Here is a 19,486-nt window from a genome sequence, read left to right as displayed (position 1 = left end):
GGGAATTTGGAAGTGAAAAGGTTATAGCTGCAGGTCGAGGCGTACGGCGTAGGTCGTCGGCGTTTCGGTGATTTCCAGGGCGTGGTGCTCGGGATAGAGCAGTTCGAGCCGCCGGCGGACGTTGACCAGGCCGATGCCGCCGCTGGGGCGTGCCGTGTCGGGGGAGCGGGGGAGGACGTTGCCCTTGGTGTTTTCGAGCACGAAGCGGATAGTGCGCATGTCCACCCGCAGGGTCGCGTGCACGAAGCCGCCCTTGATCGCGGCATTGATGCCGTGCTTGAAGCTGTTCTCGAGGAAGGGGATCAGCAGCAGGGGGGCAATCTGCTGGTCCGTGACGTTGCCGTGCACCGCGAGGCTGATATCGATTCCCTCCCGCTGCCGCAGGCGCTCGAGGTCGAGGTAGTTCTGCAGGTAGTTGATCTCCTTGCGCAGGGGCACCAGGGGTTCGTTGCACTCGTAGAGCATGTACCGCATCATCTCCGAGAGCTTGATGACGATGTCCGGAGCCTTGTCCGATTTTTTAAGCGTTAGGGCGTAGAGGCTGTTGAGGGTATTGAAGAGGAAGTGGGGGTTGATCTGCGATTTTAGGAAGCGGAGCTCGGACTGCATCGTTTCGTTCTCCACCTCCTGCCGCTTGCGGTTTTCGGTGAGCCAGTCGGTCATGATCTTGCCGATCGAACTGATGCCGCCGATGAGGAAGTTGCCGAGGAAATAGGCGTCCATATTCTGCAGGAGGTCCACCTGCTTGTTCTCGCGGTAGCTGAAGAGGAAGTACTTGATCACCAGTTCCAGGGGCGTAAAGAGCACCGACATGCCGATGAGCAGGGCGAGGTAGAGCCAGTAGCGGCCCGGTTTCAGGTAGGCGGGGAACAGGAACAGCAGGTTGGTGTACACCACGACGGCGAACACCACGACGGTGATCAGCTCGTTGATGACCGCCAGCCCAAAACCGATCTCGCCGGTCTGCAACTGGAGGATGACCAGAAAGGCGAAAAAACCGAACCAGGCCAGCCCGTGATAGAAGGGGCGGCGGATCAGCATGCTGCCCAGGCGGTCAACGAAGTTACTTACGGCGGTACCGGCGGATTCTCGGGTGGCGACGGACATGAAGGTCAAAGTACGGAAGCGCCGGCGATTCGCCTCGGCTCATTCTACCAACCGCCGGCGATGCCGGACGAGCGGCGGCCAACCATCCGCGCTGGCTCCCTGTTTAGGGGGCATGGAAATCTTACTCGTCACCGTCGTGGCTACGGCCATCATCTACCGCATCGGCCGGGAGGTCCTGGGCAGCTTCCGCCACCCCGACGACGAGGATCTGCTGGAGTACTGGAACGGCATCACCCGCGACGCGGACCGCTCCGCCTACCGGCAGATCAGCGAGCACCTGGCCACCTGCGACAAATGCCGCGACCGCCTCGACGAGCTGCGCAAGCGGCCGGGTGGCCCCGGAGCCCACAGCCCGATGATCACGCGCCGGTACTAAACAATCGGGGGCAAGGCGGTGCTTAAGAGGTACCTGTACTCAAGCTACCGCCCATGACCATTCAGCGCTTTCACGACGAAACCACCGACCAGTATTCCTACCTGATCAGCGAACAGGGCGAGGCCATCGCCGTCGACCCCAGTCGCCGTATCGGCAGCTACCTGGAATTTCTCTCCGATAACGAGCTGCGGCTGGTGAGTATCGTGATGACTCACACCCCCGGCAGCTTCGCAAGCGGCTGGGCCGAACTGCGGGAAGTCACCGGTGCCGACCTCTACGCCGCTTCTCCCCTCCACTTCCACGGCGAAGGTCGCTTCGTCAAGGCCGGCCGGGCCACCATGATCCCCTTCGGCGACGGCTCCCACCTGCAAACGCAGCAGACCCCCGGCTTTACGGAGGACAGCCTCAGCCTGCTGGCCATCGACAAGGAGCGGAAGGTGCACGGCATCTTCACGGGTGGCACCCTGCTCAACCTGGGCGCCGGCTACCCCCTGCCGCGGCCCGGCGACAAGAATCCCCTGCACGGCCGGCGCACCTACGCCAAAGAGGAGTACGGCAGCATCCGCAACATCATCACCGGCTTCGCGCCGCGCGCCACCGTGTTCGCGGGTTTCGGGGAAGACGCCCACTTCGCCAAGATGGATGACTCCACCCACGAGCGTTTCAACCTTACGGAAGCCGTACAGGAGAGTCCCGCCATGCAGCCGGATACGGCGGACCGCTTCGCGGACTGGCTGCTGAAAAACGCCCCCTTCGTCCCCGCCTACGTCGCGGGGTGCCAGATTAACAACCGGGAGGGCTATCCCCACTGGGCCCAGGCCCTCGCCCCCTTCCGCGCCTTCCTCAGCGAGGAGCAGCGGGCCGAGCTCGAACCCCGCCACGGGGTAGTCGACAGCCAGGGCGGGTCCGTCATCCTGACCAAGGAGGATAGCATTGCCGCCAGCTCCGCACCCGCGTCCGCGCCAAATGCCCTGCCCATCGGCGACGAGGTACTCCTGATCGATACCCGTAACGCCAAGGATTTTCACGCCGGCCACGCCCGCAACGCGATCAACATCCAGGCCGAAGGACCCTTTGCACTCTGGCTGGGTGCGATCGTCCGCCCCGGCGAAGACTTTCACGTCCTTTTCGACCGGGACGACGACGCCTATCGCCTGGCCCAGGCCATCGCCAAGATCGGCTACGACCCGCAGGTGAAGGGCGTGACGGAGTGGACCGGCGGACTCAACGAAGTAAGCCAGCCTCCACTCGACATCAAAAAACTGAAGGACGACTACGTGGGTAAGTACACCATCGTCGACGTACGCCCGCAGGAGGCCGCCGCCGAGGATACCCGCTTCTACGGCGCGATTAACGTGCCGGTGTGGGAACTGCGCAACCGCTGGAAGGAGATCCCCCAAGACCGCCCCATCGTGGTCCACTGCGGCGGCGGGTACCAGTCGGCGATCGGTGCCAGCATCCTGCGCAAGCACCTGCCGGCGGAAGTAGTGGTGCACGACCTCGGCGAAGCTATCAAGAAGATAAAGGGAGCCTGAGCCCGACCGGCGGTCCCCCAAGCAAAAAAGCGCGATTGACCACCGGTCAATCGCGCTTTTTAGTTAGCTATGGGTGCTGCCCTAGACGGTTTCCGCCAGGGTAGGGTAGGTGATGTACCCTTCGGGGCCGGGGGTGTAGAAGGTGTCCGCGTCCGGAATATTCAGCTCGGCCCCCTGCTCGAAGCGCTGTACGAGGTCGGGGTTGGCAATGTAGGAGCGACCGAAGGCGACCAGCTCGCCCTTACCGGCTTTCAGGTCATCCTCGGCGCGGTGGGCATCGTAGCCACCGGACAGGATGATCGTCTTGCCGAAGGTTTCCCTGATCTTCTGCTTGATCGAGGCGGGTACGGCAGGGGTACCCATGGCTTCGTGATCGACGATGTGCAGGTACACCAGCCCGACTTCCTTCATGGTCTTGGCCAGCGCGACGAAGGTCTCGTCGACGTCATCGAAGGCACCCATTTCGTTGAAGTAGCCGTAGGGGGAGATGCGCATACCGACGCGGTCGGCACCGATGGCCGCTACGGTAGCCTCGGCGGCGTCGCGCAGGAAGCGGAGGCGGTTCTCGATCGAGCCGCCGAACTGGTCGTCGCGCTTGTTGGTCACGGGCGAGAGGAACTGCTCCATAAGGTAGCCGTTGGCGGCGTGGAGTTCCACCCCGTCGAAACCGGCGTCGATGGCCACCTTGCTGCTCATGGCGTATTCTTTGACCGCGAAGGTGATGTCGTCGAGCGTCATCTCCTGGGCCAGCGGGATGTCGAGCTGCCCCTTTCCGTCGACGTACATCTTCGTCTCGGTCATCTTGACGGCACTGGGGGCGAGGACGCGACCGCCGGCGGGGAGGTTATCGGGGTGGGCGACGCGGCCGCAGTGCATGAGCTGCAGAAAGATCTTGCCGCCTTCGGCGTGGACGGCGTCGGTTACCTTTTTCCAGCCCTCCATCTGCTCGACGGAGAAGTTGCCGGGAATGCGTGGGTAGCCCAGGCCATTGAAGCTGGGGGAGGTGCCTTCGGTGATGATCAGACCGGCATTAGCGCGGTTGCGGTAGTACTGGACCATAAGGTCGTTGGGCACGTTACCCTCGGCGCGGCTGCGGGTGAGGGGGGCCATGACGACGCGGTTCTTAAGCGAAGTAGCGCCGAGTTGGTATTCGGAGAGGAGGTGATCTAACATATGGTTGGGCTTTGCTAGTTAACGGCACCCCGGTCGGATAGTTCTTTGCGTGTACCTACAATAAATAGCCCTACCGCCGCCGAATCTTCAGCTCCCGGTAGCCGGTGCTGCCGTCGTCTTCCCGCAGGAAGCGGTAGTCCGGGCTCTCCCCGATTACGATCTCGGCGGTGGTGTAGATGAGGTTGCCGTCGAGCAGGTGACCGCCGGTGACGCGGCCGGTGCTGTCGGCCACGCTCAGGTGCAGGTGACTGCCGTGGGTGCTTACCGTACCTACCAGGCTGACGATCTCGAAGTGGCCGCTGCCCGAGGCCGCACCCTCCTGGTTGGCGAAGCGGAGGTTCCAGTCGGTGAGGCTCCCCACGCAGGTAATGATGTAGCCGGCCTCGATGCCGTGCTCGTCGACGTACTGCTGGATGCCGGCGCGGAGGTCGTCGCCGGGCATCAGGCGGAGGGGATGGACGGGGGTAGCGGTGTGCGACACGGGCGGGGGCGATTGGCAGGCGAACGGGCTGTACGCGAGAAATAGAAGGGGTAGAATATAGCTTTTCATGGGGCGGGGCGGAGAACGGTTGAAAGGTGAGCAAAATACCCCGTACTTTAAAGCAGCCGCGATTTCGTGACGCACCTGTTTACCCCGCACAACCAATTCTCAGCAATGACTTCCAGATACTTTCTCTCCTCCCTGCTCGTTTTCGCCCTGCTTCTCTTCGCGGCCGTACATCCCACCGGGCAGGAGGGACCGCAGATCGCCCCCACCGAACTCAGCCGGAACACCACCGGCACGGCTTCCGGACCGCACCTGATGCAGTACCGGGGCTTTTCCGTCAGCGAGGTCCTGAACCGCATCAGCGACGGGCCGGTAGAGTACCTGCTGAATAAGGACCCGCGCGTAGATTTCTTTTATGAGTACCCCGACCTGAACACCGCGGAGGCTACGGAGACGGCCATCCGGGCACTGGCGGAATACGTCGGCGGACGGGTAGAGATCATCAGCGTACCGACCTACGGGTACGCGGTAGAAGCCGGTGACTCATTTGGAGACCGTGCGGCACGGGACGTCCTGCCGGAAGGAGCAATAAAGAGCATCGACGATGAATCCGTGGCGGCGGCCGATATCTCCACGTCCGAACTGGTGGACCTGCTGAATACGTACCGGACCGAAACCTACTTCCTGAACGCGGACGTCTGCTGCGCATCGGTGGCCTTTTCCCGGACCGCCACCCTCGAAGAACTTCAGAAGGACCTGCGCGAAAGCGCCGGAGCGGAACTGCGGCCCGGTACCCGGGGAATAACCACGCTGCGGATCGTCTCGGGAAAGTAGGGGCCGGCCGCACCGCGTACTCCGGATGCCACGCCCACCGCACCCGCGCTACGCCGCCGTTGGTAAGGACAGGCTTCGAAGTAGATGGTTCCGTGGTAGTGCGTACGGGTATCCCGACCGGCTAGGTATCGCCACGGCGTTTCGTAGGCTTAGTTAAGGATCCGGTACCGGCTACTGGTATTCCATTAGAAGAATTGTACCGTCAGACTCGCTTATATCTTACGTATCAATACCGAAAAATCATTCTTCCAGATGACGAAAGACGGTATAGGGAAGTCTATTTACCATGGTGTATGTATTTCGCTGGTTGTCACGCTTTTGCTCGCTTGCAACCAGAGTGCCCCGCAAGACACTACTCATTACGCGATCGATAACACCAACAGCCAGCCGTACGCCGACGTAGATTCCTTATTCGATCTGTCCCTCATTCCACTTTCAGACAAGGTATACGAGCGGGTGGGGAACTATCCGATTTATGTACAGGCGGTAGCGGGCGACTATATCATAGTGGACCGATTCAGAGGCGTGAGTCGCGTCTCCGAATACGGTGAATTGGTATGGCACCTTGACGATCGCTACCTGCAACCCAGCGAAAGCAACCCGGTCCGGTACGCTTACCGCAATAGCTATACCGGTCACCTGGAGGTATCGGGGAGCAGCGATTTCTCGCTCATGGAGATCGATACGGACGGAAACTTCGTCCGAACTATTCCGCTCGGGCTGAAGCACGATAACGCCATATCGGTAGGACAGGACATCCGCCTCGCGGAGGTCAGTGGGTACGCTACGGAAGTACCGTCCGGCGGACCGAAATATTTCCGTCTGGCACTGCTTGACGGAGGCAAGCTGCGCACGGGAATCGGCAACGCCCCGGTACTGCCGGCTGCCCAGCGGCGCTATTATTTCGATCACACGCTGCTGCGGTGGAAAGACTCCATATACTACACCCGTCCCCTGTTGAATACGCTCTATACCGTGGATACGGCAAGCCGGGAGCTTATCCCGAAAATTTCCTGGACATTCGATTCCGGACAGGCCGAATCAAATCCATTTGAGGACCGTCAGGTGGAGGACGCGTTCGAATATATGGCCGACCGCAACCTCGTTCAGCCGGGGTGGGTGGTGGGCGACGAGGATATACTGCTCACGAACTACGACTATAATTACCAAAATTACCTGGCCGTGTCCTTGCCGGATACGACACTTCTCAATACCGCGTATTTGCAAGCGGCAGGCGTACTCCTGCCGGTACCCTCGATCTATACCGATGGATACTTTGCCGCGGTGTATCCCCGTGCCTTTCACGAACTGCTGCAAACGCTACCATCCCGGGAGCCGGATAGCTGGCGAGCGGTACTTCAGCAGTACTTTTCCAACGATCCACCACCCGGGGCGGGCGGGATGCTCATGGTGCTGCGGCTGAAGTAGTATAAATCCTCCAGGCCGTGCTTCGGGAATGCCAGAAACTTCGGACCCGGCGCGCCTTACTACCAATTACTCATACCGCGGCTTATCCCGACGGCGCATCCCGTATCACAGCGCGATCGGCGCCCCCAGCAGTTTATCCGGTATCCCGAAGCCGTCCACCAGCACGCCCGCCTCGGGGCGCAACTCGGCGCAGAGCTTGTCGACCAGCTTGCGCACCGCCTTGCTCTTCTGCCCGCTGATGTAGCCGCTTTCCAGGTACCAGGCGGCGTGCGATTCGATGGTGTGGGCCGCGTAGAGCGTGACGACCTTTTCCAGTAGGGCGTGGGAGCCGTCGGAGCTGCCGGCGTCGTCCGCCGGCTTGCGTCCGTCCACCGCCTCCAGGCTGGCGTCCAGCACCAGCTGCTCCACGTAGGCCTCGGCCGCGGCGATCATGTGCGTCTGGCACAGCAGGCCCGCCTGGTAGCTGCTCATTCCCTCCTTGATGTAGGCGCGCAGGCGCTGGGCCAGGGTGGTGACCAGCCGGCTGGCGCGGAAGTGGAAGGCCGACTGGTAGAAGCCGCGGCTCTCCAGGTGCTCGCGGTCGGTCTGCCGCACCACGTAGGGGTTCTGCTCGGTGACCAGCGTACTCACCCGCCGGCCGATGAACTTCAGTACCGCGACGTTACCGTCCTCCTGGAAGGATTTCTTGAACTCGGTCAGCAGGCTCTTGGCCAGCAGCTGCATGAGTACCGTATTGTCGCCCTCGAAGGTGGCGAAGATGTCGGTGTCGGCCTTCAGGTCGGCGAAGCGGTTCTCCGCCAGGTAGCCCTTGCCGCCGGTGGCCTCCCGGCACTCCTGGATGGTGGCGGTGGTGAACCAGGTGGCGTAGGACTTCAGTCCCGCCGCCATGGCCTCGATCTCGCGCATGTCGTCGGGCGTCCGGTTGACGTAGCGCTCCAGCAGGTGGTCGAGCCCGAACTGCAGGGCGTAGGCCTTTGCAACCCGCGGGATCAGCCGCCGCTGCTGGTTGGGGTAGTCGAGGATGATCGTCTCCGAACGCATGGACTCGGAGGGGAACTGCCGCCGCCGCAGCCCATAGCGTACGGCGATGGCCAGGGCCGACTTGGCCGCGCTCAGGCCCGCCCGCGGTACGAACACCCGTCCGCCCACCAGGGTGCCGAGCATGGTGAAGAAGCGCTTGCCCGGGCTCTTGATCGGGCTTTCGTAGGTCCCCTCCTCCGTGATGCCGCCGTACTTGTCGAGGAGGTTATCCACCGGCACCCGTACCTGGTCGAACCAGAGCCGGCCGTTGTCCACCCCGTTCAGCCCCATCTTGTAGCCGTTGTCCTCGACGCGGATGCCCGGCAGCACGTAGCCCGCCTCGTCGCGGATCGGCACCACTACGGCGTGTACCCCGTGGCTCTCCCCGTTCACGATCAGCTGACAGAACACCGCCGCCATCCGGGCGTGCATGGCGTTGCCGATGTATTCCTTGCCGGCCGCGATGCTGGGTGAGTGTACGATCAGTTCGCGGTGCTCGGGGTCGTACACGGCCGTGGTTTCCAGTCCGCGCACGTTGCTGCCGTGGCCGGTCTCGGTCATGGCGAAGCAGCCGGGCAGCTCCAGGGTACCGGTCTCCCGCAGCCAGCGGTCGTGGTGGCGCTTACTGCCCAGGTTGTACACCGCCCCGCCCCAGAGGCCGAACTGCACCCCGAACTTGATGACCAGGCTCAGGTCGTGGTAGGCGATGGCCTCGAAGGCCCCGGCGTATTCCGACATGCTGTCCTCGCCGCCGTATGCTTCGGGGTAGGAGAGGGCACCGATGCCCTCCTGGGCCAGTTCCTTGCACCAGCGCAGCACCTGCTCGCGATAGTCCTCCTTAATCCGCAGGGTGGGCCGGTCGAAGCTGGGGCGCAGCAGGATCTCCTTGGTCCGCGCGATGATCTCCGCCCGCGGGCCCTCCAGCAGGTCCTGCAGGACGGCGGGGTTGACGCTGGATTCCGTGATGGCCTCGTTCAGTTTCTCCCGCTGGTCGTAGAGGGGGAAGAGCGAGCGGTAGGTATCCTCCTGCACGCCGCCCAGGCCCTCCTCGATGTGGCGCAGGGCGGGCAGTTGCTCCTGCCAGAAGGCGCGGCGGGCGTCGGGGTCTTCCTCGGCGGCCAGACCCAACCAGACGCCCAGTTCGGCCAGGCTGGCGGTGGCCTCTTCCGGCAGGGCCCCGGCGGCGGCGCGCCCACTGCTCAGCCACTGCTGGTAGCGCTCGCGGCTCGGCGGGTGCACGGGGTCGCTCCAGGTGTTCAGGGTTTGCTTGTCCTGGTCGGTCAGGAAGGGGAGCTCACCCGCTTCCTTACGCAGCGCCCGGATCTGCGGTACGCTCAGGTGGCGGTCCGACCAGGCCGCGTACAGAAACGGAAGCATTGCCTGAATACCGGGGGAGAGAGAAGTGTTGCTTTGGAGATCGACGCCCATGGGGGATAACTATTTGCCAAAGGAACGTCCCAGTCAGCGGCAGGGTTGGAGGGCCGGCGGTGGCGAACCGACTTACCGGCGTTCCTTGCGGGCTATTTTTTGGGGCGGGGCCGCAGGTGCGGTGGGGCGCCGGGCCAGGCTATCCAGCAGGTCGTCGCCCGGTCGCGATTCCGGGGACCCTGGCTGATCCTGGACCACGGGCAGGAGCAGGGAACCCAGGTTGAAGAGGGGTTTGACCGAGAAGTAAAGGGCCGCGAGGAGTGCAGGACCCAGTAGCAGCAAACAAACAAAGATGAAGGTGGCCCCGGGGGTACCGCCTGAATTCCCCCCCAGGTAGATGAAGAGCGCCGGCAGCCCGGTACCGTACAGCAGGTACATGATCTGCTTGCCGTAGTTCAGCAGCTCGTTGCCGACGGTCAGGTAATTGTCCTCCGGGTTCCGGGGGTCGAACTGTACTTCGTAGGTCCGGTGCTTGGCAAGTTCCTTCAGGAAAAGGCCCGCTTCGGAGGCATTCAGGCGGTCGAGGCCGGGCGCCAGCCGCCGGCCGGTGAAGCGCTGGCCGCGGGCGTAGAAAACGTAGGACTCGGTCAGTTCCGCCCGGTAGAAGGTCGGGTGGTCGAAGCGGTCGACCGAGGCTACCTCCAGGGTATCCGTATCCTCCGTCAGGGTGGCGGTAGCGCGGGGCCAGGTGAGGGTACGCTGCCGGCGGGCTTCCTGCCGGGCACGGCGGAAGAACCGGACGGCGCAGAGCGCGAACAGGAGGGCGGCCAGGATATAGAAGATCATCTAGCGCCACAGTTGCTCCCGCCGGGCCAGCTCCGCTTCCGCTTTGCTGCTGGCCTGGAGGCGGGCGGTGAGTAAATGGAGGCGACCGGCGGGCTCCCGGGTGTAGATGGCCTCGAAGTCCTGTTCCACGGCCGCGCTCAGGAGCTCGGCGAGGCGGTCGGCGTCGCGGCGGTTACCGAGGGCGGTCGGCACACCGAGATAGTACTCGCCGCGGCTCCAGTCGTCGGGCAGCTTCAGTCGCAGGAGGTAGCGCGGATTGTCGACCGGCGACATCAGTTCCGACAGCGCCCCCGAAAACAGCTGGTTATCGTGGTGCTCGGCCCCGGCCAGGTACACCAGCTGCTCGCCGTCGGTTTCTTCCAGCCGCAGCTGGTCGGGGTCGGCCGTGTGAAAGTGACCCGCCCCGAGGGTCTGGGCGAGCGCCCGGCCGTAGGCGAGCAGCCGGTGGCTGGTGTCCGCCAGCAGCGTGTGCCGCCGGGCCGCCTCGTTCCGCTTGGCTTCCGGCCGGAAGGCCGTGGTCATCAGTAGCCAGCTGAAGTAGACCGCCCAGAACCCGACGACCGCCGTCACGTGCAGCCCGGCCAGCAGCAATGAAAACACTACCGGATACACTACGTGGGGCCACAGGTTGAGCTCCTTGCCGAAGGCCGGGTGCCGGTCGTGCCGCTGCAGCAGGGGTGCCGTCTCCCGCCGCAGGCGCAGGAAGCGCGGGATCACAAAGGCCGCCCCCGCGAGGGCCAAGCCGGCCACCACGCCCGTAGCCAGCAGGCTCGCCGGGAGCAGTGCGCCCGCGCAGATGCCCAGTGCGAGGGCGAGCATATTGGCGACCTTCATTTGTACCAGTACGAGCCGGTAGCGCTCCTCCACATGGCGGTCCACGGATTCCCGGTAGTGGAGGGTCAGGGGGTCCTTCCGCTCGTAGTAGCGCTCGGCGGGCGGGCGGATCGCCTCGACCAGTTGCCGGCCCGAGGCCAGGGCGGTCCGCCAGCGGTCGGCCAGTTCGTCGCGCGAGGTGGCCCGCTGCTCCGCCAGGTCGCGCAGCTCCAGCAGGGAGTCGGCGTCGGTGGTGCGGAAGCGCTGGCCAGAGGCGGGCAGGGCCGGGGGAGCATCACCGGATTTCTCGGGTTTCGGAGCGGCGGCGGTGGTGACGGTAAGGTCGAAGCGCTCGATGCCGTTTTGGATGGCGGGCGCGCCGGTTAACCTTGGACCCGCGAACCCGCGAAACCTCCTCCGCATGCGGTCTACCTGCGGCCCGCCGCGCCGCACGTCGGGGTGTACGACGACCGGGTGCCAGATGTTGGCCGTCTTGTCCGGCTGCCCCGGCACGGTGCGGATTGCGCGGCCGCGCATCTGGTTGCTGAGCACGAAGCTGCCCACCCGGTTGGCCAGCACCAGGCTGTTGACCACCGGGGCGTCCCAGCCCTCGCCCAGCAGCGATTTGGTGCCGACGATGATGCGTACCGCGCCCTCGGTGAAGAGCTGGGTGATCCATGCGACGGTGCGGGCGTTTGCCAGGCCGCTCACGTCGACTACCGTGAAGTCCGAGCCGGGAAAGAGGGGCCGCCGGCCCACCACCGTCGTGGCCGGCAACTCGGCGTAGGCCAGCTGTACGAGGCGGTCGACCGCCGCCGCCGGCAGGATGACCAGGGAGCCGGTGAGCACGCAGAGGTGGTCGCGGTAGTAAGCGTCGCCTTCGCGGCGCAGGGCCTCGAAGACGGGTACCGTCCCCATCTTCAGCAGGGGGCGGCGATCGTGCTCCGTGGTGGGCAGGAACTCGTCGTGGATGTTGTCGGTCAATATGACCATGCGCAGGTTGTCCAGCAGGCTGTCGCTTTCCAGGTCCGCGATGCGCACCGTAGCCTCCAGCTGGCTGCGGGGGCTCTCGAGCTCGTCCGCCGCGGCGCCGGTGGCCGGGGGCAGCGGCTCGTCGAGGCGCAGCTTGCCGCGGTCCCAGGCCCCCATCGCCGACAGGGCTCGGCGGTAGGGCTGAAGGAGCACGCGGGCGGGCCCGTCGGCGAAGAAGTCGTCCGACCGCAGCGCCCCCTGGAGGAAGACGCCCAGCCAGTAATCGTCGAGCGGCGGGGCCAGGGTAGCCTCCCCGTGAAGCACGCCCAGCGCCGCGGCGGGCGGCGTACTGCCCTGGGCGCGCAGCACGCTCAGCAGGGCCGTGAAGTATTCCGGGCGCTCGAAGATGGCCGCGTAGTGCGCCTCCGGTTCGCGGAGCCAGGGGTGGTCGCGCAGGCGGTAGGCGAGTTCCGAGCGGGTGTGTGCCAGCTGCAGCAGGTCGTCCTTGCGTTGCTGCCACTCATCCACCAGCCGGGCCTCGCCCGGTGGGGGCAGGATGGGGTAGAGGTAATCCTGGTGGGGGCACAGGTCGCCGCTGGCCACCAGTTCGGGGATGCTGATCTCCTCGTCGATCTCGCCGCAGAAGTCGTGGTAGCGCCGCCATTCCACGCCGCTCACGTCGTAGGGTGGGGTAGCGGTGAGGGCTACCAGCTCGGGACGGTAGCGGGCGGCGACGGCGTCGAGTACCCGCCACCACTCCCGCCGGAGGTGGTGGCACTCGTCGACCACGAGCGTCGCCACCCAGTCGAGTCCGTCGGTCCCCGCCCGCTCGTGGTAGGCGAAGAGGGCCTGGTAGGTGACGATGGTGAAGGCCCCCGGCGCGTCCAGGTCGAAGGAAACCAGGTTCGGATCGCCCCCAAAGTCGGTCGCCAGCCGCTCCGCCCACTGCTCCCGGATCGTGAGGCTGGGCGCCAGGATGAGGGTGCGCTTGCCGATTCGGCGCACGATCTCCAGGCCCAGGACCGTCTTGCCGGCACCCGGCGGGGCCACGATGTGCACCTTGCGGTCGTCGCGGTACTGCTCGAGCCGTTCGAGGATGCGGGCCTGGTAGGCGCGCCAGGAAAACCGGAAGGAGAGGTTGCCGAGAGACACGGTGAAAACTACGCCATTGCCGGTTAGCCTAACGCCCCACATCCGTGTAGCCCCGAAATTTAATTACGACCCCTGCACCTGCGCTCCGTCGCAAAAGCTGTCACCGGGTCGCGGTTACGGATGCTTCTGCGTTATCGAATCCATCCGTACTGCTCCGGCAAACGCTGGATATGTTTGGTCGGGGGTAATTTTCGGCGTTGTGCTATACAATAACGATCCTCCCGGGTTACCCTGCTCCGGCTAAGTTTCGGGGGGCAAGCTGCTCAGGTGAGCTGAAAGCATTAATGTTAACTGTGGGTTAAGAATCGCGACCTGGTACGTACCGATACTGGCCGGTCGACTAGTGGCCGGTCGACTAATCCACCGGCCACTGATCAAAGGGGACGATCTTTGGATACGGGAGTTTATCTAACGGGATTGCATCCGTGCTTTCCATTCCTGGAGTTCCGCGGCGGGATCGTCCCGCTCGAGGTAGAAGCTTATCACTCCCCCCTTCCCCACGGAAAATTCACCGCTGAAGCGGTCGAAGGACGTGCTGACGATATAGGAGTCCGGTTGCTCGGGATCCGGCCTGAACGGTGGGTCCAGCGCTACGTCGTAGGATTCCGTGCGTACACGGTAGACGGTCTGGTCATTTTCGCCATCCACTTCCAGTTCAAAGGGCTTATACCCTGGCATAGCGACCTGAAACACCCTGTCCGGGCAAAAGCCGGTAACGAAATACAGATCGAAAAAACCGGTACTGTCCGTCCGTCCGGACTCCGAGGTGTCCAAAAATTTTACGGTCGCCCCGACCAGCGGCTTCCGGGTAGCGGCATCGTAGACGTACCCCTCTCCGCTGATTACGCAGTCACAACTTCCCAGGCCCGCCACCGCGAGGAGGATGGTCAGGAGGTGGATTGACCGCATGGCGAAGGAATTGATTGGTCGGATGGCGAGTTGTAGGTTAATCTATTGGATTGCTGGATTGCTGCGTCACTGCGTCCCCACTCTCTTGCCCCACCGCCCGGACCTACAGCGTCGATGCTATCTGCTCCACAAGATAGCGGGCTTCAGCTTCGTCTACGCCCAGTCCGAAGGAATACGTCTTCATTCCGTAATCAAATTTGATGCGGCCGTCCCCGAAGCCGAAAGCCGCGGCATTGCGGTTGCCGCTGAAGGAGCCGGTATCTACGGCATGGTAACGAACATTCTCTACCTGCGACCGATCCAGTTCCTTCCGTAGTCCTAGTCCGAACACGCCCCGGGTGAAGTGCACCTTCGTACCGCTTATTTCGAACGTTTCCCGCCCGAACCAGAGCCACAGTACCACGCCAATGGCGAAAATTCCACCTACGGTCCAGCCGACCAGCCAAACCGCCAGGAAAAGGTCCGTTTCGCCCGCCGCTCCCCACAACCCCAGCATATTGCTGCCCGCCGCAACGAAGCCGAACGCCCAGCCGCACAACCAGACCGGGAGAAAGATCATAGCCAACCACACCTTGCGGGAGGGGACGCTGATGGTCAGGCCGTTCAGGGTGCGGTTTACGGTGGCTTTACCGTTATTGATCGTTGCGTTCATGGAAAAGAGGAGGCCAACATTTAACTGAATGGGCTGACGGGCGCCGTGATAACATAACCTAAATGTGGCTGCGTATAGGACGTTCAGGCTTCATTTTAACTCGCCCCGACTTGCCGGTCAGTGCAAACTGATCACCCGGCTCATCAGCCACCGGTCCCCGTCCCGCTTCCAGACCGTAACGAAGCGGCTGGGTACCGAAGGCGCCTCCGGCTCCTCGGCATTTTCGAAGCGGTGGTAGCCCAGTTCTACGGCACCGAAGCCGGGTATGGGGTGCACCTCCACGGTCTCGGGAAGTAAGAAGCGTTTCACCTTGCCACAGATGTTTTGCTCGATGGCGCGCAGGAGATCGGGTTTGGAGGTGGCCAGCCCGCCCCGGTCGTGGTAAAACTCCAGATCGTCGGCGTAGATCGCTTCCTGGGTGGCAAGGTCGCAGGTGTTGTAGGCGTCGAAGTAACGTTGGTCCATGGCCAGGATTTCTGCGTAGAGGGTGGAGTCCGAGGGATGGTAGTCGGGAATGGGAGCCTGGGCAGGGAGGGCACAGGTGGCGCAGAAGAGTAGCGCGGCGCAGCAAATTCTGGTAGGCATAGCGGGAATGGAATAGGTGGATTTAGGGTAAGGGTGTCGATTCGGACGGGTGGAGGCTGTGTTGGCCCGTCTCTCCGTACTGCGTTGGCAGCGTCCGATACGTGCGGTAGCGATAACGGGCGGTCAGCAGTTTAACACCGGTGATGGTAGTGTATTTCCGACGGATGCGCCCGTGCCGGTCGTAGCGGTAGGACCACGCTTGATCGTCCGCTGCCGGTCCACCCACGTACAGGGTCTCAATACCCTCCCGGAGGGCTGGCTCACGCGCAATCTTCCGACGGGCGAGATCGCCGTGGCCGTTGTACTGGAAGGTTATCCGAACGGTGGAACCATCCGACGCAGTGGTCGTGGAGTGGTAGGTCAACCGGCCGCCGGCGTCGCGGACCAGCCGGTGCAGGATTACCAGCGCAGTATCGGTCGTATGCGGTGGTGAGCGGTCGTGATGATGGTGTTCCGTGTAGAGCAGGGTGTCCCCGCGCATCGCTGTGAGCCGGTACATTCTCAGGAAGTCGTAGCCGAGCCGGTCGGTCTGCCGGAGGATTTGCCCCGGCGGGCCGTAGCGGTACACGGTACGGAGGGTGGTGTCGATCCCCGGGTTATTGATATCGAAGGACTGTACCAAGTGGGTTACGTCGCCCCGCTGGTTGTACGTGGTCAGGGTCACCCCCCGGAGCTCGGTTCTCCGGTAGGATTCCTCGCGGACCGTGCGGCCGCGGTCGTCGGTGAATTGGCGGCACCAAAACCCCCTGTGGCCCCCGTAGAAGCGGGTGGTCACGATGGTCGTGGGTGGCAGGCTGTCGCGGTTCGATAAGACCTGGGTGCCTACGTGGCTCAGGTAAAGCAGGAACAGCAGCAAGAGCGACGGGCGGATCATGGTGAGATTTGGGACAAGATGCTAGTTAGGGGGAAATTGCACAGGGTTGGGTAGCTGCGGTATGAGAGTGCGTGGTCGGTGGGGCAGCTCAATGTTAACTGTAGGTTAAGAATCGCAAACTGGTACGTACCGCTAGTGGCCGGTCGACTAGTGGCCGGTCGACCAGTCGACCGGCCGCTAGCCGACCGGCCACTTCGTACCTTCCCGCATGCCCAAGTTCAAGTTCTATTTCCCCTGGTTCGACCGTAAGGCCTTCCCCGTACTGGCCGGTGTCGTGGTCGGACTCTACCTCCTCGAAGAGGTACTGGTACTGCGCGAACAGCGGCAGTCCAAGGTCAAGCGCTCCGTCATCAATACCGCCGTGGCCGCCTCCGGCTTTGCCGTCGTGCGCGCCGCCCTGCTGCCGGCCATGGTGTACGCCGGGGAGTGGACCGACCGCCGCCGCTTCGGGCTGGTGTACTGGCTGGGCCTGCCGCGCTGGGCCCGCTACGCCGCCGGCGTCCTGCTGCTCGACTACACCAACTACCTCTGGCACCGCCTCACCCACGGGGTCCCCTTCCTGTACCGCCTGCACCAGGTGCACCACTCGGATATGGACATGGACGTCACCACCGGCTTCCGTTTCCACCTGGGCGAGCAGGTGTTCTCGATCGTGTACCGGGGCGGCATGATCGCCCTCATCGGCGCGCCGGCCGACCTGATCCTCGGCTACGAGGCGGTCTTCGAGGGCTGTACCGCCTTTCACCACAGCAACCTGCGGCTGCCGGGGGCGGTGGAGCGCACGCTCGACAAACTCATGATCACCCCCCGCCTGCACGGCATTCACCACAGCATCGTGGAGGAGGAGTTCAACTCCAACTTCGGGGTGGTCTTTCCCTTCTGGGACTGGCTGCACGGCACCCGCCGCACCGACGTCGCCCAGGAGCAGCTGACCATCGGTATCCCCGCCTGGCGCGACCCGGAGGAGCTGACCGTCGTCCGCCTGCACGAGATGCCCTTCGAGCCGACGCGGCCGTGGGCCCTCCCCGACGGTACGGTGCCGCAGCGTATTCGGACCGGGGACTCCGCCCTCGTCGCCGGTGAATGAGCCCAACCAAACCGGTGAGGCGTAACTTAGGGGGGCACCTACCGCCGACCCATGCGCTACCTCCCGTTCCTTCTCTTTATCGTACTGACCGCCTGCCGCTCGACCCCCGCCCCGGTCTCCGGCCGGTACAATCTCGACCTTGAACGCCCCGGCAAGGACGATATGCCGTGGGGCTGGACCACCCTGGGTGCGGCCGACGTTGCGACCGATCCGCTGGCCTTCTCCGGCGAGCGCAGCCTTCGCATCTCGGGGGTAGGCGGTGAAGTGCCCTTTGGCGTGGCCCTGCTGGCCATCCCGGCCCGCTTCCGCGGCAGCAGCATCACCCTGACCGGCTACCTCCGCACGGAAGACGTCGCCGACGGGGCGGCCGGACTGCTCCTGCGCCTCGACGGCGGCGGTAAATCCCTCTCCTTCGATAATATGCTGCTCCGCGAGATCGACGGCACCCGCGACTGGCAGGAGTACAGCGTCACCCTGGACTATCCCGCCGACACAGACGTTATTTACGTCGGCGGCATCCTCACGGGTACCGGCACCGCCTGGATCGACGGCCTGAGGGTCACCATCGACGGCGAGGACGTACAGACCAAGGCCGAACAGCCCCCCGTCACCTACGCCGCCGACAACGACCACGGCTTCGCGGGCGGCAGCGACGTGACCTTCCCACCCACCTCAGCGGAGCGGGTGGCGCACCTGGAGCTGCTCGGCCGCGTGTGGGGCTTCCTGAAGTACCACCACCCCACCATCGCCCGCGGCGAGCGGCAGTGGGACTACGCCCTGTTCCGTTTCCTGCCCGGCTACCTGGCGGCGCGGACGCAGGTGCAGCGGGAATCCCAACTGGAAGCGTGGGTCAGGCAGCTGGGGGAAGTGCCCGCCTGCGACCGATGTCCCCCTCCGGAAACCGACGTGGCCCGGACCGCGGACCGCGACTGGATTGATGACCGCATCGCCAGTCCCACCCTGCGCACGCTTCTCCACGCGGTCTACGCCAACCGGGCCACCGGCACCCAGTACTACATCGCACCCGCGGCCGGCGCCGGCAACCCCGACTTCCGCCACGAGCTGGCCTACGCCGCGCCCGCTTACCCCGACGCGGGCTTCCGGCTGCTGGCCCTGTACCGCTACTGGAATATGGTGCGCTACTACTTCCCCTACGTGGGGGAAACCGACCGCGACTGGGAGGAGGTGCTGGCCGCCTACCTGCCGCGCTTCCTGGCGGCGGAGGACGAGCTCGCCTACGAGACGGCCGTGCTGGAGCTCATCACCGAGGTCGACGACACCCACGCCCAGCTGGGCGCCGGCAGTGACCGCATCGAGGAGGCGCGGGGCGACCGCTACGCAGCGGTGCACCTGCGCTTCGCGGAGGGGCAGGCGGTGGTGAGCGACGTGTACAACGTGGGAATAACACCCGCCACGGACCTGGCGGTCGGGGACGTGATCACCCACGTCGACGGCCGCCCGGTAGCGGAGATCGTGGCCGAGCGCCGCGATCGCTACCCCGCCTCGAACGAAGCGGCCCGCCTGCGCGACCTCGCCGGGGACTTGCTCCGCGATACCAGCCGCAGCCTGCTGGTCGGGGTACGTACGGCCACCGGGGAGGCGACCCGCCGCATCCCCCTGTTCTACGCAGGCGCACTGGATCGCTACACCCTGGTACCCCCGCGGCGCAAACCCGCCCATGAGTGGCTCGAAGGCGACGTCGGCTACGTGAGCCTGCAAAACCTCCGGCCCGCCGACGTGCCGGTGATCCGGGACTCCTTCCGCCACGCCCGGGGCATCATCTTCGATCTGCGCAATTACCCTTCCCTGAGCGTAAACTCCACTCTGGCCGCCTTCCTGCGGGCGGAAGCCACGCCCTTCGTGCGCTCTACCAAGGCCAGCATGACCTCCCCCGGCACCTTCACCTGGACCGAGCCGGTCGAGGTTTCGGGTTCCGTCGATACCTATTCGGGGCCGGTAGTGGTGCTGGTCAGCGAAGTCACGCAGAGCGCCGGTGAGTTCGAGGCCATGGCCCTGCGGGCCGGCGGGCGCGCGACGGTGATCGGCCGCCGGACGGCGGGCGCGGACGGCAACGTATCCCGCATCACCGTGCCGGGGGGACTGGAAACTTTCATTTCCGGCGTCGGGATTTACTATCCCGATCGCTCACCTACCCAGCGGGTGGGCATCGTGCCCGACATCGAGGTACCGCTCACCGTGGCCGCCATTCGCGCGGGGCGGGACGAGGTGCTGGAGCGGGCCCTGACGTTTCTCCGTCAGGCGCAGTGA

At 64.3% G+C, this 19,486-nt stretch carries 16 protein-coding genes; 6 read left to right on the top strand and 10 right to left on the bottom strand.

The window, feature by feature from the left end; genetic code table 11:
* Positions 1 to 21: 21 nt before the first annotated feature.
* Positions 22 to 1,107: a sensor histidine kinase gene (locus DQG19_RS12715; RefSeq protein ID WP_116126640.1), complete on the bottom strand. Its 1,086-nt coding sequence runs from the start codon at positions 1,105 to 1,107 to the stop codon at positions 22 to 24.
* 112 nt (positions 1,108 to 1,219) lie between these two features.
* Between DQG19_RS12715 and DQG19_RS12710 the strand changes: the two genes are divergently transcribed.
* On the top strand, positions 1,220 to 1,483 hold the full coding sequence (locus DQG19_RS12710) for a hypothetical protein (RefSeq protein WP_116126639.1): 264 nt from the start codon (positions 1,220 to 1,222) through the stop codon (positions 1,481 to 1,483).
* A gap of 53 nt (positions 1,484 to 1,536) precedes the next feature.
* Positions 1,537 to 3,018 (top strand): rhodanese-like domain-containing protein, encoded by a 1,482-nt coding sequence (locus DQG19_RS12705; RefSeq protein WP_116126638.1) that lies wholly within the window; start codon positions 1,537 to 1,539, stop codon positions 3,016 to 3,018.
* Positions 3,019 to 3,099: 81 nt separating this feature from the next.
* Here DQG19_RS12705 and DQG19_RS12700 read toward each other — a convergent pair whose 3' ends face one another.
* Positions 3,100 to 4,191 carry an alkene reductase gene (locus DQG19_RS12700; protein ID WP_116126637.1) on the bottom strand — a complete coding sequence of 364 codons (1,092 nt, stop codon included), beginning with the start codon at positions 4,189 to 4,191 and terminating at the stop codon, positions 3,100 to 3,102.
* Between the two features lie 70 nt (positions 4,192 to 4,261).
* The gene (locus tag DQG19_RS12695; protein WP_198661741.1) at positions 4,262 to 4,672 is read right to left on the bottom strand and encodes a PPC domain-containing DNA-binding protein; all 411 of its coding nucleotides are present in this window, start codon (positions 4,670 to 4,672) and stop codon (positions 4,262 to 4,264) included.
* A 174-nt stretch (positions 4,673 to 4,846) separates the two neighbouring features.
* On the opposite strand from DQG19_RS12695, the gene DQG19_RS12690 reads away from it, so the two are divergent.
* A complete protein-coding gene (locus tag DQG19_RS12690) occupies positions 4,847 to 5,512 on the top strand; it encodes a hypothetical protein (RefSeq protein ID WP_116126635.1) in 666 nt (221 codons plus the stop codon).
* 507 nt (positions 5,513 to 6,019) lie between these two features.
* Complete coding sequence (locus DQG19_RS12685) at positions 6,020 to 6,940, top strand: hypothetical protein (protein ID WP_157974485.1); 921 nt, start codon at positions 6,020 to 6,022, stop codon at positions 6,938 to 6,940.
* Positions 6,941 to 7,045: 105 nt separating this feature from the next.
* Here the strand turns inward: DQG19_RS12685 and DQG19_RS12680 are convergent, their stop codons facing one another.
* The 7 genes from DQG19_RS12680 to DQG19_RS12650 all read right to left on the bottom strand — a co-directional run bounded on the left by DQG19_RS12680 (position 7,046) and on the right by DQG19_RS12650 (position 16,131).
* Positions 7,046 to 9,337: an acyl-CoA dehydrogenase gene (locus DQG19_RS12680; RefSeq protein ID WP_232826516.1), complete on the bottom strand. Its 2,292-nt coding sequence runs from the start codon at positions 9,335 to 9,337 to the stop codon at positions 7,046 to 7,048.
* A 123-nt stretch (positions 9,338 to 9,460) separates the two neighbouring features.
* Entirely contained in the window at positions 9,461 to 10,174 is a 714-nt protein-coding gene (locus tag DQG19_RS12675) for a hypothetical protein (protein ID WP_116126632.1), read from the bottom strand.
* On the bottom strand, positions 10,175 to 13,111 hold the full coding sequence (locus DQG19_RS12670; RefSeq protein ID WP_198661740.1) for a DEAD/DEAH box helicase family protein: 2,937 nt from the start codon (positions 13,109 to 13,111) through the stop codon (positions 10,175 to 10,177).
* Positions 13,112 to 13,519: 408 nt separating this feature from the next.
* Complete coding sequence (locus DQG19_RS12665) at positions 13,520 to 14,020, bottom strand: hypothetical protein (RefSeq protein ID WP_116126630.1); 501 nt, start codon at positions 14,018 to 14,020, stop codon at positions 13,520 to 13,522.
* Positions 14,021 to 14,123: 103 nt separating this feature from the next.
* The gene (locus DQG19_RS12660; protein ID WP_116126629.1) at positions 14,124 to 14,672 is read right to left on the bottom strand and encodes a hypothetical protein; all 549 of its coding nucleotides are present in this window, start codon (positions 14,670 to 14,672) and stop codon (positions 14,124 to 14,126) included.
* Positions 14,673 to 14,789: 117 nt separating this feature from the next.
* A complete protein-coding gene (locus DQG19_RS12655; protein WP_198661739.1) occupies positions 14,790 to 15,257 on the bottom strand; it encodes a nuclear transport factor 2 family protein in 468 nt (155 codons plus the stop codon).
* Between the two features lie 22 nt (positions 15,258 to 15,279).
* The gene (locus DQG19_RS12650; protein ID WP_116126628.1) at positions 15,280 to 16,131 is read right to left on the bottom strand and encodes a hypothetical protein; all 852 of its coding nucleotides are present in this window, start codon (positions 16,129 to 16,131) and stop codon (positions 15,280 to 15,282) included.
* 208 nt (positions 16,132 to 16,339) lie between these two features.
* On the opposite strand from DQG19_RS12650, the gene DQG19_RS12645 reads away from it, so the two are divergent.
* Both DQG19_RS12645 and DQG19_RS12640 read left to right on the top strand, forming a co-directional pair.
* A complete protein-coding gene (locus DQG19_RS12645) occupies positions 16,340 to 17,218 on the top strand; it encodes a sterol desaturase family protein (RefSeq protein WP_116126627.1) in 879 nt (292 codons plus the stop codon).
* 51 nt (positions 17,219 to 17,269) lie between these two features.
* Positions 17,270 to 19,486: a S41 family peptidase gene (locus DQG19_RS12640; protein WP_116126626.1), complete on the top strand. Its 2,217-nt coding sequence runs from the start codon at positions 17,270 to 17,272 to the stop codon at positions 19,484 to 19,486.

This window comes from Lewinella sp. IMCC34183 (assembly GCF_003390915.1).
In the GTDB taxonomy this organism is placed as follows: domain Bacteria; phylum Bacteroidota; class Bacteroidia; order Chitinophagales; family Saprospiraceae; genus Neolewinella.
Note: the sequence above shows the minus strand (reverse complement) of the source record. Positions and strands in the feature narration are given on the sequence as shown.

What these genes read in the sequence shown, in the direction of transcription:
- DQG19_RS12690 (WP_116126635.1), top strand. Translation starts at nt 4,847, where the DNA reads ATGACTTCCAGATACTTTCTCTCCTCCCTGCTCGTTTTCGCCCTGCTT.
- DQG19_RS12700 (WP_116126637.1), bottom strand. Translation starts at nt 4,191, where the DNA reads ATGTTAGATCACCTCCTCTCCGAATACCAACTCGGCGCTACTTCGCTT.
- DQG19_RS12710 (WP_116126639.1), top strand. Translation starts at nt 1,220, where the DNA reads ATGGAAATCTTACTCGTCACCGTCGTGGCTACGGCCATCATCTACCGC.
- DQG19_RS12655 (WP_198661739.1), bottom strand. Translation starts at nt 15,257, where the DNA reads ATGCCTACCAGAATTTGCTGCGCCGCGCTACTCTTCTGCGCCACCTGT.
- DQG19_RS12645 (WP_116126627.1), top strand. Translation starts at nt 16,340, where the DNA reads ATGCCCAAGTTCAAGTTCTATTTCCCCTGGTTCGACCGTAAGGCCTTC.
- DQG19_RS12715 (WP_116126640.1), bottom strand. Translation starts at nt 1,107, where the DNA reads ATGTCCGTCGCCACCCGAGAATCCGCCGGTACCGCCGTAAGTAACTTC.
- DQG19_RS12675 (WP_116126632.1), bottom strand. Translation starts at nt 10,174, where the DNA reads ATGATCTTCTATATCCTGGCCGCCCTCCTGTTCGCGCTCTGCGCCGTC.
- DQG19_RS12705 (WP_116126638.1), top strand. Translation starts at nt 1,537, where the DNA reads ATGACCATTCAGCGCTTTCACGACGAAACCACCGACCAGTATTCCTAC.
- DQG19_RS12680 (WP_232826516.1), bottom strand. Translation starts at nt 9,337, where the DNA reads ATGCTTCCGTTTCTGTACGCGGCCTGGTCGGACCGCCACCTGAGCGTA.
- DQG19_RS12660 (WP_116126629.1), bottom strand. Translation starts at nt 14,672, where the DNA reads ATGAACGCAACGATCAATAACGGTAAAGCCACCGTAAACCGCACCCTG.
- DQG19_RS12650 (WP_116126628.1), bottom strand. Translation starts at nt 16,131, where the DNA reads ATGATCCGCCCGTCGCTCTTGCTGCTGTTCCTGCTTTACCTGAGCCAC.
- DQG19_RS12640 (WP_116126626.1), top strand. Translation starts at nt 17,270, where the DNA reads ATGCGCTACCTCCCGTTCCTTCTCTTTATCGTACTGACCGCCTGCCGC.
- DQG19_RS12665 (WP_116126630.1), bottom strand. Translation starts at nt 14,020, where the DNA reads ATGCGGTCAATCCACCTCCTGACCATCCTCCTCGCGGTGGCGGGCCTG.